This window comes from Rhizobium sp. CF080, from assembly GCF_000282095.2.
Classification (GTDB): domain Bacteria; phylum Pseudomonadota; class Alphaproteobacteria; order Rhizobiales; family Rhizobiaceae; genus Neorhizobium.
In genome coordinates, this window is the sequence record NZ_AKKC02000004.1 from 14,351 (window position 1) to 32,727 (window position 18,377).

Consider the following 18,377-nt stretch of genomic DNA (forward strand, 5'->3'; position numbering starts at 1 on the left):
AGCATTCCCCGTCATCCGAGCGATGGTTGCCCGCGAGAAAGCAGGATCTGTAGCAGGCTCCACCAGCTGATCAACGGAAAGCTTCACATCCAAAAGATCCGGCTGATCACTAAAAAGATTTTCGACTTGACTCCTCTCGGGGGCATCCGTCTCGTGTAGCGCCCCTGGATGCGCCGGTACCACAGAAAGCCACAGCAGGAGGATTAGGAATGAGAGCGATCGCATCACGACTGTCCCTAATTAAGGCTAACAACTACAAGCGCCGACATCGTGGTCACCTTTGTGTTCCAAGTCCCGAGATGCCAAGGAGTCACTGCTGCGATCGAGCTGCCCAGGAGCTCCACGTGAGTGAAATCAACATATATCGACGAGCTATGACGGAGATGGCAAGTGAACCGGCCGTAATGTGTGGAATGGGCAGGTGAACTCTGCCCGAGATGAAGCTAATGTATTTGCGATTTTGGGCTGACGATTACATCCTTGCAGTGAAAGGCATTCTTGGCGGCCTTGACCAGCAGGCTCGTATCTTCATCCCACTCATCAAACTCCAAGCCGTGAGGGTCTTTCAGTGAGGATCGCAAATCCAGTATATCAGCTAGTGCGTCTCGAGCTGACAGGCGGTGCCGATCATCTAAGTCACAGAGGATCTTTACCAAGTAACATCCTAACTCATTATCTTTGTAGTCTTGGAAATATTCTTTCATCAAATGTATAGCTGTCATTCGACGCATTCCACTTTCGTCTGGCGGCTGAATGACCAACTGCCGAAGCACTGACCGGTATTGTTCAATTAAGCCCATATATCTGCAGAGTGCTTTCAAAGCGACCTCAGCATAGAGGTTATTTTCATCACCAAAAATAAAAGACTCTACCAGTTTTCCATCGCGCTTGTTGCCAAGAAGGCCAACGACGTAAATGGCTGTATAAATATCTCCCGATCGGGTGCGTAGGATATTCCTGGCGAATTCAATCTCGTCAGGGGTGACTGCTCCTGGTGCAACGCCCTTGGCTCGGTCGCTAATGCTGCGGATATCATAAATCATGGATATTCTTTATCAGATTTCGACGACGACTCCGAGGATGATTTGTCATCGCCGCGGGTTGAACTTTTATCATGCGTTGTTTGAGTATTTTCCCCTTTCAGAGCTTTCGTCGCCTCGTCTATAGATTTGCTAGCTTTGCTCAAAGCCTGTTCTAGCGTCTCACGAGCAGCAGGGTTTAAGCTAGGACTGCCCAAAGCCGTCTGAATATTTTTAGCGGCGTCAATCTGTCCCGCTCTTGCCTCTCTTACTTCAGTGATGTGATCGTAAGGAGTACCATTCGGTTTCGTAGCAACCACGTTTCCTTCAAGCTCGGCTCGCACCGCATCATAGTGCTTTTCGTTAAGGGTGTTAGCTATTCTATTCTCGATCCCTTGGATCACGTCCTGCTGCGTTTTGGTGAGGGCGTCAGCTGGGTTTGATAAAGCTGCGCCCAATAGGCCAAGACCTAAAATACCTCCGCCGATTAAGGAAGCCCCTAGAGGATCAACCTCAGGGATCATGCGGTCAGGAACGCCCGGATAACGGTCAAAACCTTCGATGTCTCCATCGCCATCGGGATCGAGAGGATCGAGACGCGGTCCGCCGTTGTGACCGATACCTTGATGGCCGTTAGGATCGCTTTTGTTGATTGGATCGTTCTGGGCATAGGCGTATCGGTTGGTACCAACTCCTTCTTTGGTCGGATCCCAGTCATCGGGAGAGATGAAGCGTGAGTTGGCGGTGGAGGCGAACGGGGCACTCAACATGCTGCAAGTGAGGACGAGTCTTAGAGTGCGGGCAAGGAACGGCCGGACGAGAGAGCGCATCATGGGTTTCCGGGTGCGAGAGTTGCTGGAATAGCGCGAGGGTGGCTTGGTGAGTGGCGAGCGGCCTCGTCTGGCCGCCCGCTTGGCTGTAACTATCGGTCGGATGCCAGGGATGCAGTCGTGCCGTTGGCGGATGCGGAGGATCCAGGTTTGGCCACGGCAGCCGGCAGGCGCCGAAGCATCGTATTCACCTGTCGCTCACCGTCTTCCCCTATGTCTGCCTGATCATCCTTTTCGATGAAGCGTCCGAAGGCTGGATCGTAATATCTGGCGTTGAGATACATCAGCCCGGTTTCGACGTCGAAGCGTTCGCCGATATAGCCCTTCTTCGTCTGCATCGCCGGATTGGTGGTCTCCCCATAGGCGGCATAGCTGGTCTGTTCGGCAACATTGCCGGCAGCGTCGGTGACCAGCCGCACCGACGACAGGTGGTCGCGGTGAAGGAAATATTTGCTGGTCACGCCGGCGGCCGTGGCGACCACCTTGATGTCGGGATGCGGATAGTAGGTATAGACCTCCGCCCCAGGCGTGGTGCGGTCGATCTCGATATCGGCTCCGGCATAAAGCGTCTTGCCAAACGCCCAGTTCTTCATCACCCGCGATCCGTCCGCACCGTAGGAGAAGGTCACCGCCGATCCCCCTTGCGTGACGCTGGCAAGCTGGTTCGACCGGTCCCACACCAGCGTGCGGGTGCCGTCCGAGACCATGTTGCCGTTGGCGTCGTAACCGATCGTCTTCGTCCCGATTTTGGTCGCCGCATGCGGGCGCACCGCCGTGCCTACCGGATAGGTATAGGTGCCGGCGATCCGGGTGCGCGACAGGAGATTGCCGCTCGCCGAATAGCTATAGGTCTCGTCGAGTGCATTGTTGCCGGCATTGTCGGCCGAGGTCAGACGGTCGAGGTCGTCATAGGCATAGGTCCAGTTGTCGGCAGGCGTGAGACCAGTGATCGTCTTGATCCGCCCCAGCTTGTCGCGCGTGTACTGATTGTCCATCAGCACGGTGGTGCCCTTGGCTGTCGTCACCCGCGTCAGCCACCGGCGGGTCGGCGAATAGGCAAACGCCGTCGTCACCCCGTTGACATAGGCGATCGACTTCGTCTGGCCGTCCGCCTCGTAAGTGGCGGCACTGATATAACCGGGCACCGTCAGCAGCTTGTTGGCGGTATTGTAGGTCCACGGCGCCGCCGACGTGCCGACTGGGATCGAAGCTGGCACCGCAGCCGGTGTATAGGCGATCGACAGGGTCTGCTCGGACTTGCCCCTGGTCTCCGCCGTCGTATGGGTGATCCCATCGATCACTGTCCTGGTGGTCAATACTGTCGTCGAACCGCTCAGGCTGCGGCTAAAACTCTGGGTCGCCGCTGCGTTCACCGACTTCGTCAAAAGCCCGACATTGTGGAAGGGGGCCGATCCGACGCCCGCATCCGCCGTGTCATAAGTATTGGTGGCCGTCACCGTGGCGGTCGTCTCGCCAACCGCCTTGACCTGCTTGGTGAGAAGCCGGCCCATTTGGTCGTAGGAAAGCGTCGTCACCGCCCCACGCCCATCCGTCTGGCTGACCAGCCGGTTGGCGTTGTCGTACGTATAGGTCCAGGTGCCGAGATCCGGATCGCTGGCCGTCAACCGGTTGCCCAAAAGGTCGTAGGTATAGGTCCACACAGCACCGTCATTGTCGCGCGCACCCTTAAGCCGCCCCACCGCGTCATAGCTGCGGTACTCATTGACCCAGGCCCCGGAGAGCTGGCCGGAGGAGGTCAGGATCACATTGTTGTCCTTGTCCGTGAACGAGCGATGTTGCCTACCGCTACCGCTGCCGCTGTCTCCACCAGCACCGCCTTCACCGCCGGTGCCACCCCCCGTGGAAACCGGGGCGCTCCGCCGGGCAATACCGGAGTGGTAGCCTGTTAGAAGAACTTCGTCAGTGTAAGGGACTTCGTTCGCGGCAGTGGGATCGCGGAAGTAGGTATAGCCGTCAGTGTGGGTATAGCCGGTTGCCGTTCCCGCCGCATTGTACTGAGCTGCCGTGATAGTGATGGTGCCCGCTGCCGCTCCGCTACTAGCGACCCAACGGAAAGCGTAGGAAAAAGCACCAGAGCCGACCTGCCAGCGGTGAAAGCCGCGTGCCATTGCCAGATACATCCAGCTATCGTCCGCGTTGATGTAGTAGCCGGAAGCCGGATCACGAACGCCGGGGGTCGTACCGTTGCCACCCGTCTCACCCGTGCCACCCGTTCCGTTGCCGCCCGTGCCGGCATTCCCCTCCTCGTCCGTGATACGGACTTCCATCACCGGCAGATTGCTCGAACCCGTGAAGGTAGTCGTCTGGACCAGGTAGAGGTAAGTCCGCTGCGAGGCGTCCGGGTTGACGGTCTTCACCACCCGGTCCTGCCAGTCGTAGCTGTTGACCGTCCATTGCGCCGTCTCGTTGGAGAAGTAGGCAAAGCTGGTCTTGGCCGCATTGCCGCGAGGATCGTAGACCGTGTCAGTGACCCGGGTGGGGCCCAACGTCGTATCGCCCAGGCTCTGCACCCGCCAGGGCCGGCCAAGCCCGTCATAATAGGTCTGGGTATAAACATCTCCCGTGCCACTCGACCAGGGCTCGAACACCGCAACCGACTGCTGGGCCGGATTGCCTTCGTTCGCATACCGCGTCTTCACATATTTGCCGCTGCCTGAATGCGTATAGTCATAGGGCCGGCAGAACGGGTCATAGGTGAAGGTCTCGGTCACCCCGTTCCAGTCCACCTTGGTCGCCGGCTTGCCGCACACCACATCGTTGGTGAAGGTCGATACGAACCGCGTATCCGCCGGCTGTCCGCCGGTGGCAAAATACTTCGGTGCCCGCTCCGTCACCAGATAGAGGTGATAGGTCGCGTCATAGTCCCATTCCGTGCGACTGCCTGCTCCGTCCACTTGCGACAATCGGTTGCCGTAAGCGTCGTAGGTGAAGAGTTCCTCATAATAGGTGGTAGTTGGTGTTGTGGTCTTAAAAGAACGCCGTTTAGTTATGTTGCCCTTTGCCGGCGGCGCCGCACTATCCGTACTGCCATCATAGTACAGGGCTTCATACTGCTCATAGACTGCCGTCGTCGGATCAAATCCGCCTGACTGGATCCACTTCACACGCGGTAGAGATACGATGTAAGCAGTCGTATTGTAGGGGTAGGCGATGCCCGTCCAGGTCTCATCGCCGGTCAGGTCCTTGCGGCCGAAGTCGCGGATCTGGGAGATATTGCCATAGGCATCAAAGGCCCGCTCTTTGCGCAGGACCAGCGGGGTTCCAGTCTCGTTCAGCGTCGTATCGGTCCGGGTGTTCAAGGCCTTATACGGCTTGGTTGCGGTATTGACGGCATAGGTTTCGACCACGGTCTTGGAAGCGGTGTTGGCACCGTTGCGCAAGACCGTCTTCTCGGGCAGCCCGTAGCTTGCCAGATCCTGGCGATAGGTCGTCTCGACCACCGGACGCGCCGTCTCGCCATTGGCCAGCGGCTTGGTCATGGTGATCGTCTTGTAGCCCAGGAACTTGCGTGCCTTCGGGTCGTACAGCCCGCCCGCATAGGCATAGTCGGTCGAAGCCACCTGCCCGCGTCCGTCATCCACCCGCAACTGCGTCACCGCGTGCAGAACCTGCGGCATGAACGTGTTCGTCCACCGCGTCGACGGCGTATAGTCGACGCTGACCGTGCCACCCGTCTCCAGCTTCACAGAACGCAAAAGGTTCGGGTTGCCGGAGCCGGCGTTCGAAACGTAGATGTTGCCGTTTCCACTCGCGAGATCCGGAAGACCATCCCCGTTATAGTCGCCAAAAGCCAAATTCTGGTCAAAATCCTTGTCATCGAGCAGCCATTGCGGCCCACTCGCGGTGAAGGTGAGGCGCCAGGGCTTGCGGGTGGGACGCGTCACATTCTGATTCAGGTTCTTCGGTCCGAGAATCTCCACACGGCCGTCATTGTCGACGTCCAGAAGCGCCGGAGACCCAAAGATCTCGCCGCCTGCGACAGGAACGAACGACTTGCCGCTCCCGAGGAAAACGGCAATCGCGTAATTCACCCCCGAGCCCCCACGATATTGCAGGATGTCGGTGGTACCGTCGCCGTTGAGATCACCCAGGACGCAACGATACTCATAAGGGTCGTATTGATTACCGCATCGAACGCCAGTCGCCGTGGCAGCCCAGGCTCCGTTTGCAAACCGGTAAGCTGGCGCATCCCCTCCCCCCAGCAAAAAACCCTGACGCCCGTTGGCGAGAAAGTCAGCCCGTCCAACAGCATTATCTCCAAGCGAGAAAATGCTGTCCAGACCATCGCCATCGTGGTCTAAAGGAGTCCCACCTCCCTGGATCACAGAGCAGATGGCCGCATAGGTGGCTGAGCACCCTTCGAGGGTTACACGGAGGTTGGCATCCGCTCGACCGGCACGGTATTCTTTATAGATGGCTCCCGTGCTGCCCCCATCAGAATCCCATGACGTCACGCGCCACTGGAACCTGAATCCCAGGTCCTTTGGTCTTTCGGCGGCAAACCGTCCCGCGGAAACTTCGATTTCCAAAGAGCTGTAGCCATTCACCACCCCTGGCCCCGCCGGGATAGGGACACCTATGCCGGCCGCCGTGCCGTCATTGGCAAACCTGGAAAAAAACCAGGCGCGATGTTGACGAATGTACTCCTCATCACAACGGATGTCTTCCGGGCAGTGCGAGAGATCGGCAGCCCAGCCATAGAGTTCGTCCCTGCCATCGGAATTGAGATCTATGGTGCTCAGCTGAGCGGACGGAAAGCCCTCGTATTCTGTTACCTGTCCATTGGTCAGGCCAGGCTTGGCCGTGTAGGTGTAGGTCAGATTGTCATAGGCCATCTGGCGGATGGTCTTGACCGTCGGCCCGGTGACGACACCAGCCGATGAGACGGTGGCATCGCGGCCGTAGCGGTCGACCTTGGTCAGCCTCGACGTGTTGGAGAACGGCGCCTGGTCGTAGGTCAACGCATAGGCCGTGCGCAGGGCAGTCCCCACCTTCACGCCGACCGTCTTGATCCGCTTCTTGGTATAGGAAAGACCAAGACCGTTGGCCATCACCAGAGAGTCCGGACGGTCCTCGTAATGGAAGTTGACGCTCATCCCGCCATAACTGACCACCGACGGATAACATACCGGCAGGTCCGGGCAGGTATAGCCGTAGTTCACGACGTTGCCGTTGGTATCGGTCACCGACGACAGCAGGAAGCGGCCGTCGTGCTGCACGTTGTAGTCCGGCGTGCCCGATGCCGGCGTGCTGCCGGCCACCGCCATCACCGACTTGAACAGTGACACCGTGCCGTCCCGGTCGGTCACCGTCCAGGTATTGGCCGCCGCATCGAAGATCACCCGCTTGAAGTTCTCGTTCTCGGTCACATGCGTGCCGCCCACCGAGCAGGAGGCCGCCACCATGCCGGTGGCGCACGCAACCAGTTCCTCACCGTTCAACAGGTAGACGTCCTTGGCATCGAAGGCCGGATAACCGTAGCCCGGTGTCGCCCGCTCGATCACGTCGAAACCGTCGAGCCCCCAACCATAACCGAGCCAGCCCTGGTAGAGCCCGCCCAGCCGCGTCTTGCGGGCCGAGTTGTAGTTCAGCGCAATCTTCGGCTCCAGGCCACGAAAGCCGGGAACGTCGAGTTCGATCTTCTGGCTGAAGAAGCCATTGCCGCCGATCTCCGGCAAAGACGGTCTTGGCGGCGCATTGACCGCCGGAGCCTCCTGACCGGTTGCAGCGGCCGACGCCGCCATGGCCGACATCGCCTCGGGCTCCAGCGCACCATCGGCATCCTTGCCCTTGGCATCCGCCGTGCCGGATTGCGTGTCTTCGCCCTCTTGCTTATCGGCCGGCTTGCCAAGCGCGGTTGCGCCAGCCTGGCCGGACCCGTCCTCGGCACCCGTGGCACGACCACCAGCGGCCCCGGCCCCCAAACCTTTCCCCTGCGGCTTTCCAAGCCCCAACGTCCGGTCCACCGCCCGATCGTTCGAGGACGCGCCGGTCCCTGATCCTGCCCCCGGTTCAAGCACCTCAGTCCCCGGGACACTGCCGGAACCAACCTGGCCTGCCGTTCCACCAAAGCCGGACTGCCCAGCCCCAGCCCGGCCGGCGGAGCCGCCACCGAGACCAGCGCCGCTGCCAAATCCAACCGGCCGCACACCCTGCTCCGCCGCCAGCGCGCCATGCCCCAGCAGCCCGTCGACAACCACCGCTCCCGTCACCCCACAAGAAAAAACGCAAAGCGATACCGTGGCGGCAAAAGCCGCAAAACCAACCCGACTGCTACGCATGAGCCCCCTCGAAGCGAATCAATTCGTCATCAAAAACACGACGCATCCTAACGGCGCACAACCCACCCAGTGCAACCGTTTTGTGAACCCAACAACAAAATATGAGAATATGATACAGGTATATTAGAAATGCCTCGAGGACCGCGAGCGAAAATTGTGGACAGAACCATTGCGCGAACTTTGGCTGTAGCGCCGAAGCGCCCCTTCTATAGGATCGCCCCGGTAAGTGGGCGGGTCAATTTTATGAAGTATTCCAAGTCGTATTGCCTGCTGGCTATCGCGCTGCTTTCAGGCTGCAGTTCGACAGATTCCATCAACGATGTCTTTTCGGTAAAACTGAACGAGCTGGATGCGCGAGGGAAACCTCTTCCGGTTTCGCATGGCACGTCTCACAGCTTCGCGGCGTCGACATCGGAAGCAGGCGTCTTCAGCGGGGCGTCGCAAGTAGGCACCGGAAGCTTCCTCTCCTCACAGCCTGCAATATCGACTGGTAAAACGACAAAAGGCGGGGAAGGCTATAGCCTCAATCTGGTCAATGCACCGATCGCCGCGGCGGCAAAAAGCGTGCTCGGCGATACGTTGGGGGCTACTTACGTCGTCGATTCGCGGGTAACGGGTACGGTGACGCTTCAAACCGCGACACCTGTTTCGCGCGATGCGCTTGTCGAGATCTTCGAATCCGCCTTGGCCGTCAACGGAGCAGTCATCACCAAGCAAAACGGCAACTATCAAATTGTCCCGGCCTCTGAAGCCTTCGCGTCCACTCCGGAGATTGCAACCGCTTCAAGTCCGATCACCGGTCCTGGGATAAAGGTGCAGGCGATCGAACTCAAATACGTAGCCGCAGCAGAAATGAAAGGTATTCTGGACCCCATCAGCAGGCAGGGTTCCATCCTTCGAATTGACGACCATCGCAACATCATCGTACTCGCTGGCACCAGCAACGACCTCGCCGCGATGCGGAATGCAATCAATATCTTTGATGTCGATTGGATGAAAGGAATGTCGGTCGCTCTTCACCCGTTGAAGGCGTCACAGTCCGCGGCAGTTGCGAAAGAACTAACCTCGATCTTCGCGGCCGAAGACGGGCCTGGCAACAAGATCATTCGATTCATCCCGAACGAACGCTTGAATGCAGTCCTCGTCATCACCTCACGGCCTGCTTATTTGTCTCGCGCGACCGCGTGGATCGCTAAGCTGGACAGGCTTGCCAGCACCAATGAAGAGCGACTGTTCGTCTACAATATTCAAAACAGACCAGCAAAAGAGCTTGCGCAGGTTCTGCAATCCGTTCTGAAGGAACGCCAATCCACAGGCACCGAGCAGATCCAGATCGATAATCCGATCGCCCCGGACCTCGAACCCGCGACAATCACCACGGCCTATAACGATCGGCAGTCAAGCCAAGCTGCATCGAGCGATCCGAACATTCAGTCTAACGGCCCATCTGCGGGGTCTCGCACACCCAAAACATCAGTTGTTGCTGACATCGAGAACAACGCCCTTCTGATCTCGACGACGGCCCGGGAATACGAACGGGTCGAGAAACTTCTTCGTCAACTCGATGTCGTGCCCACGCAGGTCATGCTGGAGGCGGTCATCGCCGAGGTGACACTGGGGGACGAGCTCAAGTTCGGCCTTCGCTGGTTTTTCGAAAGTGGCCATTCGGGCGTCGGCTTTTCCGATCTTGCGAGCGGCGGGACCGGTGCGAGCTTTCCGGCGCTTGCGTGGAGCTACGCCACCAAGGACATCCGCGTGACGTTGAATGCGCTCTCCAGCGTTACCGACGTCAATGTCGTTTCCGCCCCGACGCTGATGGCGCTCAACAACCAGAAAGCCGTCCTGCAAATCGGCGACCAGGTCCCCATCGTGACACGCCAATCCCGCAGTATCGATGATGCCGGAGCGCCGGTGGTCAATTCGGTCGAGATGAAGGACACCGGTATCATCCTGACGGTCGTGCCGCGCATCAACACCTCCGGCAAGATCATGTTGGACATTCAGCAGGAGGTGAGCGACGTGGTGAAGACCACCTCGTCCGGTATCGATTCCCCGACGATCCAACAGCGGAAGGTTTCAACACGCGTGGTGGTCAACGACAACGAGAGCCTGGCACTCGGCGGGCTGATCCAGCAGAAGAACGATCTGATCCGCACGCAGGTCCCGATTCTCGGCGACATCCCTCTTCTGGGGAACGCATTCAAGAGCAAGACGGATACCATCAAAAAAACAGAGCTGATCATCTTCATCAAGCCGCGGATCGTCAGAGACGTTAACGAGGCCAGAAACGTGACGGAAGAATTCAGGCAGCAGCTTGATTTCTCCTCGGACATTAAAAAACGCCGCGGCGGATCGAGCAAGCTCGAACAAGATATCAAGCGCCTGAATTATTGAGCTTTTCTGTGATATTCACCCTGACAGTTGTCCTGGTCATCTGCTTTGGCGTCATCTGCTACGTCGATTTCCGCTGGTTTGTCATCCCGGACTCGATCAACATCGTGCTCCTGCTTGCCGGATTGACGTTTCGGCTTCAACAAGGGGTGGTCGAGACATTCGCGGCTTGCGTATTCGCGTTGCTCGTCGGGCTTCTGATGTGGACCATACGCCAGGTACATCTCAAACTTACCGGGCGCGTAGGTTTGGGCTTGGGGGATGTGAAGCTGGCCGGCGCGGCCGCTGTCTGGTTCAGCCCGTGGATGTTCCCGATCTTTCTCTTCTTGGCGTCTTCATTGGCGCTCGTTTTCCTGTTGGTCTTCAGCCTCGCCAGGAAAGAGGTTCAAACTCAGAAGGTCCCATTTGGCCCCTTTCTGGCCGGGTCGCTTATTGTCACCTGGAATCTTGAACGTCTTTATGGATCCCTCATCGGACAAATTTCATGATCATATTCACGCCGACTCTAAAATTGGGCATCAAGCGCCGTGCTGCCGTCGAGGGCTTCACCCTCGTCGAGCTTCTGGTGGTTCTGGCGATCATCGGCTTGATTGCAGCGCTCGCCACTCCCCAAGTCCTACGCTATTTGGAGTCAGCCAAGGTTGACACCACCAAAGCCCAGATCAGAAATTTCGAGAGCGCACTGGAGCTCTACTATATCGACACTGGGCACTATCCGACCACGGAAGAAGGTCTTGCAGCCCTGGCTACCCGGCCAACCAATGCCGCAGCCTGGAACGGCCCCTACATCAAGAATGCAGGCGTCTTCGTTGATGCATGGAGTACCCCATATCAATACCGAAGCCCGGCGGACGAGAAATCGTTTCAGATTCTGTCATTTGGACGGGATCGCAAGATGGGCGGTAGCGGCCAGGACGCTGATCTCACTGGAAACTGATTACCGGCCGACGTCGAGGAACGGTAAGCGGTGTTTCGCCGCGGCCTTGGTTTCTGGCTTCTCGGCGTAGGCCCACGGCAGCGACTCGTCGATCTGACTGTTGGGATGGTCACACTACACTGCCCTTTAAGGGGAAATGGCTGGATATCAGCCTGTGCGATCAGCGCGAGATGGTCCTGCGCCGAGGCGGAGGCGTGTTCGAAATCAGGCACGCCGTAGCTCAACCGCCGCACCAAAGGCTACCGGTCCTTCTTCCCGCCGGGCCGTTGAGCTGTTCTAGCATCGGCCGTCCATCCAGCACTTTAGACGATCTATGCCTGATGGTCTCCGACCAGCAGTTTGGGTGTTCGGCAGTCGGCCTAACCTTCGTTTTTAGTTTCATTTCGCTTTCTATGAGCCAAAGTGAAGTTAAATCTAACGTGTTCTAACCATTGATATTTTATTTTATTCTCAAGACCTAAAGAAGCAATCTCTGCTCTGATTTCGCTTATGCTACCAGATCCGCTGAATACCATTGAATGTGCCCCTGTGATTAAGGCCCATGATGGAATTGCACCCCATAATGTTTTATCTTTCCTTTGAGGTTCATCCCCATCCGGGCTGCAGATATGATCAACGAGCCAAAGTTCCCAGCCGAGTAGTTCCACGTTGTCTGCCTCACATGTTCTGAGAAATGCTTCGACATCGATGGGATTGATACCAAGTTCCCCATTTAGTGAGCGAAACGAGCGATCTAGTATATCTTTAGCTAGCGATGGCGGCCAAAACATTTAGATAATTCCTTATTGTTGACGCAGCAATCGTGGATCTCCCTGAGACTAGAAGTCGAACCCATCTCCACCAACCTGAATTATGCCTTTAGTTGTGTCGTCTATGATGACCGAGCGGCCAGTCGTAGGATGCTCGTAACGAGTTGCGGGTCCGCCTGTTTTAAAGTTCGTTGCCGGATGCTGTTTACCTTTTTCAACAGCCTCTTCGATTTGCTTATAAGACCAGCCTCGCTGTTCCATCTGCCGCTCAAGCTTTTCAAGATTTTTAATAGTATCAGGTGGCCTTACTGATGGCGGTGCTTTCGGTCCAATTTTCGACCCAAGCCACTTACCGACTTGAATAGCCCCTTGAACCACAGCCTTCCTTAACCCTGCAACTTGCACATTATTCGCGGAATACCCTGATGCTGAATTGTTTAGAGCGTTTCCCAAGCCGTAGCCACTTCCATCGGTGGGTAGTGAATAGCCACCAATAGCCACTCCGGTCTCGCCACCATCGCCGTGTTCCCCCCAAGAGAAGTAGTCCTGTGTAGGATCGCTATGGCCGCTATCGAGCACTATCGGCTCGAGTGTCGTATCCGCTTGGGACCAAGCATGCCCGTTCGGGTCAGCTTTGTTGGCGGGATCGTTTCCGGCGTAGGCATACCTATTGGTCCCAACGCCGGGAATAGTAGGATCGAGCGTATCGGGTGACTTGAATAGGGCGTCGGCGGGATCAAGGTATCGGAAATTAAGGTAGAGCAGCCCGGTTTCAGGATCGAAGCGTTCGCCGACATAGCTCTTCTTCGTCTGCATGGCGGTGTTGGTCGGCTCGCCATAAGCGGCGTAGCTGGTCCGCTCGACCAGATTGCCGGATGCATCCGTAACCAGCCGGATGGAAGCGAGATGATCCCGATGCAGGAAGTATTTGGTCGTCGCGCCGGACGCTGTGGTGACGACCTTGATATCGGGATGCGGATAGCGGGTGTAGACCTCCGCACCGGGCGTCGTGCGGTCGATTTCGATCTCCGATCCGGCATAGAGCGTGGTGTTGAACGCTGAGGTTTTCTTGACCCGTGCACCATCCGCGCCATAGGCGAAGTTCACCGTCGCGCCGTTGCGGGTGACGGTGGCAAGCTGGTTGGAGCGATCCCAGCCCATGGTTCGAATGCCGTCATTGGTCGTATTGCCGTTGGCATCGTAAACGAGGGAGCGGCTGGCAATTCCGGTCGGCGCATGCGGCCGCGCCGCCGAGCCTGCCGGATAGGTATAGGTACCCATGCGCGTGCGCGAGGTGATGTTGCCGTTCGGCGAGTAGGTGAAGGTCTCGTCGAGCGCGTTGTTGCCGAGATTGTCGGCGCTCGCCAGGCGATTGAAGCCATCGGTGGTGTAGGTATAGACCCAGCTGTCGGAGGGCGTCAGGCCGGTGATGGCGGTGATCTGGCCGATCGCATTGCGAGTGTACTGATTGTCCATCAGCACCGTCGTGCCCTTCTTCGTCACCACCCGCGTCAGCCAGCGCCGGGTCGGCGAATAGGAAAACTCCGTCGCCACCCCATTGGCATAGGTGATCGACTTCGTCTGGCCGTCCGCCTCGTAAAGTGTCGAGGTGATATAGTCAGGGATGGAAGTGAGACGGTCGGATGCATTATAATACCAATAAGGCGGCGTAGCGCCGATCAGCGTGTTTTCGGGACCGTACTGCACAGATTGCGTTTTCCACTGACGCCCCATGCCTTCCGTCTTCCATGACGAAAGGCCGTCGATGATGGTGCCTGTGACTTGGTGTCCGCCCGATCCATTATAGTTCCGCAGGAACTCAAACTGAGCACTGCTATTCACGGCCGACGTAAGCATACCGACATTGTGCTGATATCCTTGCCTGTTTTGATCGTATGTGTTGGTTGCTACAGTGGTCGGAGACGCCTCGCCCGGCATCTGGACCCTCTTGGTCAGGAGCCGTTCCATCTGGTCGTAGGCTAGCGTGGTGATGGCACCTCGCGCATCGGTCTGGCGGATCAACCGGCTGGCATTGTCATAGGCATAGGTCCAGGTGCCGAGATCCGGATCGCTGGCCGAGAGCCGGTTACCCATCAGATCGTAGGTATAGGTCCAGCGAGCGCCCTCGGTATCCTGAACCCCAAGCAGCCGCCCGAGCACATCGTAAGTCGAGATATGATAGGCGGTAAAGATACCGTTCTTGTGGTTGAAGCGGCCGAGTTCATAACCATGGACATCCGTCACGGTGTTGTATTGCTGGCCGAGTTCATCGGTCAGCCAAGCATCGAAGGCCGCAATGTTACCCGTTCCCCACATGACGGCAGCAGATGTGGGTCGTGCCGCGTAGCTGTAATTCTTCTGGCTGCCATCCGGATTGACGGTCTTCACCACCCGATCCTGCCAGTCGTAGCTGTTGACCGTCCATTGCGCCGTCTCGTTGGCAAAGCGGGCAAACGCCGTCTGCCACACATTGCCGCGGGCGTCATAGCTCGTATCGGTGATGCGCCGCTGGCCGCTCGCCGTCTCGCCCGGCGTCTGCACCCGCCACGGCCGGCCGAGCCCGTCATAGAAGGTCCGGATGTGGACATCGCCCGTCCCAGTGCTGAGCGGTTCGTAGACCGTCACAGACTGAAGCGCCGGATTTCCTTCGTTGTCATAACGGGTGTTGACATATTTGCCGGTGCCCGAATGCGCATAGTTGAAAGGCCGGCAGAACGGGTCGTAGGTGAAGGTCTCGGTCACCCCGTTCCAGTCCACCTTGGTCGCCGGCTTGCCGCACACCACATCGTTGGTGAAGGTCGATACGAACCGCGTATCCGCCGGCTGGCCGCCGGTGGCAAAATACTTCGGTGCCCGCTCCGTCACCGGATAGAGGTGATAGGTCGCGTCATAGTCCCATTCCGTGCGGCTGCCCGCCCCGTCCACATGCGACACACGGTTGCCGTAAGCATCGTACGTGAACACTTCATTATGGGAGACCGAGGTCGGCTCGACGGCTTTATAAGACCGCAGGATCGTCAGATTGCCCTTGGTCGGCGGCGCCGCGTTATCCGCGCTGCCATCGTAGTACAGGGCTTCATACTGCTCATAGACCGCCGTCGCCGCATCGAACCCACCTGACTGGATCCACCTGACGCGGGGCAATGATACGATATACGCGCCTGTATTGTAGGGGTAGACGATGCCTGTCCAGGTCTCGTCGCCGGTCAGGTCCTTGCGCCCGAAGTCGCGGATCTGGGTGATGTTGCCATAGGCGTCGAAGATCCGCTCCTTGCGCAGGACAAGCGGGGTGCCGGTCTCGTTCAGCGTCGTCTCGCTCGCCGTGTTCAAGACGCGATAGGGTTTGGTCGCGGCATTGACCGCATAGGTCTCGACCACCGTTTTCGAGGCCGTGTTGGCGCCGTTGCGGCTCGCCGTCTTCTCCGGCAGGCCGTAGCTTGCCAGATCCTGGCGATAGGTGGTCTCGACCACCGGGCGCGCCGTCTCGCCAGAAGCCAGCGGCCTGGTCATGGTGATCGTCTTGTACCCTAAGAACTTCCTCGCCTTCGGGTCGTACAGCCCGCCCGCATAGGCATAGTCGGTCGAAGCCACCTGACCGCGCCCGTCGTCGACCCGCAGTTGCGTGACGGAATGCAGCACGTTTGGCATATAGGTGTTCTGGAACTTAGACGATGATGTGTAGTCGACACTGACGATGCCGCCTGTCTCCAGCTTGACTGACCGCAGAAGGTTCGGGTTCCCGGTGCCGGCTTGTGAAACTGATATGGTGTTGGAGCCGGTCACGAAATCGGGAAGCCCGTCGCCGTTGAAGTCACCGGTTAGACGGGACGCATAAGGCATCGGGAGGATCGGCGTCGAAAGCGCAGCCCAGTTGCCGTGGAAGAATACACTCGCAGTACTTAGGTCCGCATAGAGGTTGGCACCACCGAGCACCTGCCGTGATGAGATATCGACCTTGCCGTCGCCGTCGATGTCTCGGAGAACCGGAGGACCGCTGGTCGGTATGGCGGCATAGGATTGGTAGCTGTTTCCAGTCGATAGATACACGATGCTCATGTACCCGCCTTCCGGCTCGCCATAGGTATGCACGATATCGGTCGCGCCATCGCCGTTTAGATCGCCGACCGCACAGTAGTAGCCAGCGCTGATACAATCGATACCGATATTCTCGTTAACGAGAACGCCGTTCTTGTAGCGATGAACATAGCTGGGAATGCCTGCCGACAGAAAACCCTGACGACCATTGGCTGACATATCGACGGTGCCGAGTAGAACGAAAGACCACGTTCCGATCGCCTCATCGACCCCATCGCCGTTCATATCGGCTGAATAGGTGCTACCGCTCGTCATAGCTGCGCAAAGGGAAGGATCGATAGAAGGGCAGGCATTGACGGTCGGATTGAGAGATGTATCGGTGGTGACGACCTGTCCGGTCCAGCCGCTCCCGCCCACATAGGCGACGCCGATATCCTTCGTGCGCTTGGAGCCGTTGAAGCGGCCTGCGACATCATAGACGCCCGTCGCGCTTGCGGATGTCGTTCCCGCAACGTCGCCATCGCTGGTGAAGCGCGTGAATTGCCAGTTGGGACTACCTAAGCCGTGCAACTCGTCCCTGCCATCGGCATCGAGATCGTTTGCCTTTTGCGTCGTCAGATTGGTGACGCTCGCAGTCTTGGTGACGTAGTTGCCTGCGAAGTTGTCGTAGGTCATCTGGCGGATCAGCTTGACCGATGGACCGGAAACGCTGCCGTTCGCATCTATGGCTGCATCCTTGCCGTAGCGATCGACCTTTACAAGGCGCGACGCGAAGGAGAATGGGTTCTGATCGTAGGTCAGCGCGTACGCCGTGCGAAGCGCCGAGCCGACGCGTACAGCGATGCTTTTGATCCGCTTCTTGTTCTGCGAGAGGCCGAAGCCATTTGCCGTAACGATGTGATCTGGCCTGTCCTCATAATGGAAAGCAACGCTCATCCCGCCGTAGCTGACTGTGCTTGGATAGCAGACCGGCAAATCCGGGCAGGTGTAGCTGTAGGTGACGGTATTGTTGTTGGTGTCCTTCACTTCCGCCAACAGATAGCGTCCGTCATGCTGAAGCTTGTAATCATTGGAGCCCGCAGCGGGATTGGTCCCGGCGATTGTCATCACGGATTTGAACAGCGATGTGGTTCCGTCTCTATCGGTTACCGTCCAGGTGTTGGCGCTCGCGTTGAACAAGACGCGCTTGAAGTTTTCGGTCTCGGTGACATGTGTGCCGCCAGCGGAGCACGACGATGCCGTCATACCGGAAGCGCAGGGAACCAGTTCCGCGCCGTTCAGGAGATAGATGTCTCCCGCGTCATAGGCCGGATAACCATAGCCGACCGTCGCGCGTTCGATGACGTCGAAGCCGTCAAGGCCCCAAGCGTAACCGAGCCAGCCTTGATACAGGCCACCGATGCGGGTCTTGCGGGCCGAGTTGTAGCCCAACGAAATCTTTGGCTCCAGGCCACGAAAGGCCGGAACTTCAATCGCGATATCCTGTGTGAAGAACCCGTTACCGGAAATATCAGGGACGGACGGCTTTTCCTTTGCATTGCCGCCCTCAAGAGCGGCACTGGACGACATCGAAGACATCGATGAACGCGCTTGCTGTTCTGCGCCGCCCTCCTTTTTGGCATCACCCGCCGCCTTGGCCTTGGCATCGCTTTGCGCCTTGGCATCCTTGAATATCTGTTCGAGCGCGGAGGTGCTGAACTTGTCGTGGGGCTTGTCCGTCTCGGAAGTTATCGACTTGCCTGTTCCTGCATCAGCACTGTCTTCGGCACTGCCGGCAGTCGGAGGTTGGCCAATGCCTTGCGCGCGATCCACCGTCCGGTCATGCGCAGGAGCTGCATCGGGTTTACTGGTGCCTCCTCCGCTAGCCGTGTTGCCTCGGCCAAAGCCATTGCCACCGCCCAGACCGGAGCCGGTGCCAAATCCACTACTGCTTTGCCCGACATCCTGCGCAAACGCCACGCCGCCCACAAACGGGACGCCAGACAATCCGCCCGAAAATACGCAAAGCGACACCGTGGCGGCAAAAGCCGCAAAAAAAGACAGATGAAAACGCACGAGCCCCCTCAGACGTTAATTATAGGCAACCAGCTTTAAAGGTGATCGCCGCGAAAATT

Annotated in this window: 8 protein-coding genes; 3 read left to right on the top strand and 5 right to left on the bottom strand. The window is 57.9% G+C overall.

Translation table 11 applies throughout. From position 1 onward, the window contains the following. Nucleotides 1-443: 443 nt before the first annotated feature. The 3 genes from PMI07_RS07255 to PMI07_RS07260 form a co-directional block, all read right to left on the bottom strand. A complete protein-coding gene (locus PMI07_RS07255) occupies nucleotides 444-1,043 on the bottom strand; it encodes a hypothetical protein (protein ID WP_007771707.1) in 600 nt (199 codons plus the stop codon). Then, complete coding sequence (locus PMI07_RS33955; protein WP_210164777.1) at nucleotides 1,040-1,849, bottom strand: polymorphic toxin type 28 domain-containing protein; 810 nt, start codon at nucleotides 1,847-1,849, stop codon at nucleotides 1,040-1,042. The genes PMI07_RS07255 and PMI07_RS33955 overlap by 4 nt, the downstream gene beginning before the upstream one ends. Nucleotides 1,850-1,941: 92 nt before the next feature. Beyond that, on the bottom strand, nucleotides 1,942-8,151 hold the full coding sequence (locus tag PMI07_RS07260; protein ID WP_024163646.1) for a toxin TcdB middle/N-terminal domain-containing protein: 6,210 nt from the start codon (nucleotides 8,149-8,151) through the stop codon (nucleotides 1,942-1,944). A 243-nt stretch (nucleotides 8,152-8,394) separates the two neighbouring features. Here PMI07_RS07260 and gspD point away from each other — a divergent pair, with 243 nt between their 5' ends. The 3 genes from gspD to gspG are packed head-to-tail and all read left to right on the top strand — an operon-like array spanning nucleotide 8,395 to nucleotide 11,479. Further along, nucleotides 8,395-10,545, top strand: a complete 2,151-nt coding sequence (gene gspD / locus PMI07_RS07265; protein WP_007768242.1) for a type II secretion system secretin GspD — start codon at nucleotides 8,395-8,397, stop codon at nucleotides 10,543-10,545. Nucleotides 10,546-10,553: 8 nt separating this feature from the next. Beyond that, nucleotides 10,554-11,030 (top strand): A24 family peptidase, encoded by a 477-nt coding sequence (locus PMI07_RS07270; RefSeq protein ID WP_007768246.1) that lies wholly within the window; start codon nucleotides 10,554-10,556, stop codon nucleotides 11,028-11,030. Further along, nucleotides 11,027-11,479: a type II secretion system major pseudopilin GspG gene (gene gspG / locus PMI07_RS07275; protein WP_007768251.1), complete on the top strand. Its 453-nt coding sequence runs from the start codon at nucleotides 11,027-11,029 to the stop codon at nucleotides 11,477-11,479. The genes PMI07_RS07270 and gspG overlap by 4 nt, the downstream gene beginning before the upstream one ends. Before the next feature lie 359 nt (nucleotides 11,480-11,838). Here the strand turns inward: gspG and PMI07_RS34775 are convergent, their stop codons facing one another. Both PMI07_RS34775 and PMI07_RS07280 read right to left on the bottom strand, forming a co-directional pair. Next, nucleotides 11,839-12,249, bottom strand: a complete 411-nt coding sequence (locus tag PMI07_RS34775; protein WP_155956409.1) for a hypothetical protein — start codon at nucleotides 12,247-12,249, stop codon at nucleotides 11,839-11,841. 48 nt (nucleotides 12,250-12,297) lie between these two features. Further along, entirely contained in the window at nucleotides 12,298-18,318 is a 6,021-nt protein-coding gene (locus tag PMI07_RS07280) for an RHS repeat-associated core domain-containing protein (protein ID WP_024163647.1), read from the bottom strand. Nucleotides 18,319-18,377: the final 59 nt, after the last annotated feature.

What these genes read in the sequence shown, in the direction of transcription:
- PMI07_RS33955 (WP_210164777.1), bottom strand. Translation starts at nt 1,849, where the DNA reads ATGCGCTCTCTCGTCCGGCCGTTCCTTGCCCGCACTCTAAGACTCGTC.
- gspG (WP_007768251.1), top strand. Translation starts at nt 11,027, where the DNA reads ATGATCATATTCACGCCGACTCTAAAATTGGGCATCAAGCGCCGTGCT.
- gspD (WP_007768242.1), top strand. Translation starts at nt 8,395, where the DNA reads ATGAAGTATTCCAAGTCGTATTGCCTGCTGGCTATCGCGCTGCTTTCA.
- PMI07_RS07260 (WP_024163646.1), bottom strand. Translation starts at nt 8,151, where the DNA reads ATGCGTAGCAGTCGGGTTGGTTTTGCGGCTTTTGCCGCCACGGTATCG.
- PMI07_RS07255 (WP_007771707.1), bottom strand. Translation starts at nt 1,043, where the DNA reads ATGATTTATGATATCCGCAGCATTAGCGACCGAGCCAAGGGCGTTGCA.
- PMI07_RS34775 (WP_155956409.1), bottom strand. Translation starts at nt 12,249, where the DNA reads ATGTTTTGGCCGCCATCGCTAGCTAAAGATATACTAGATCGCTCGTTT.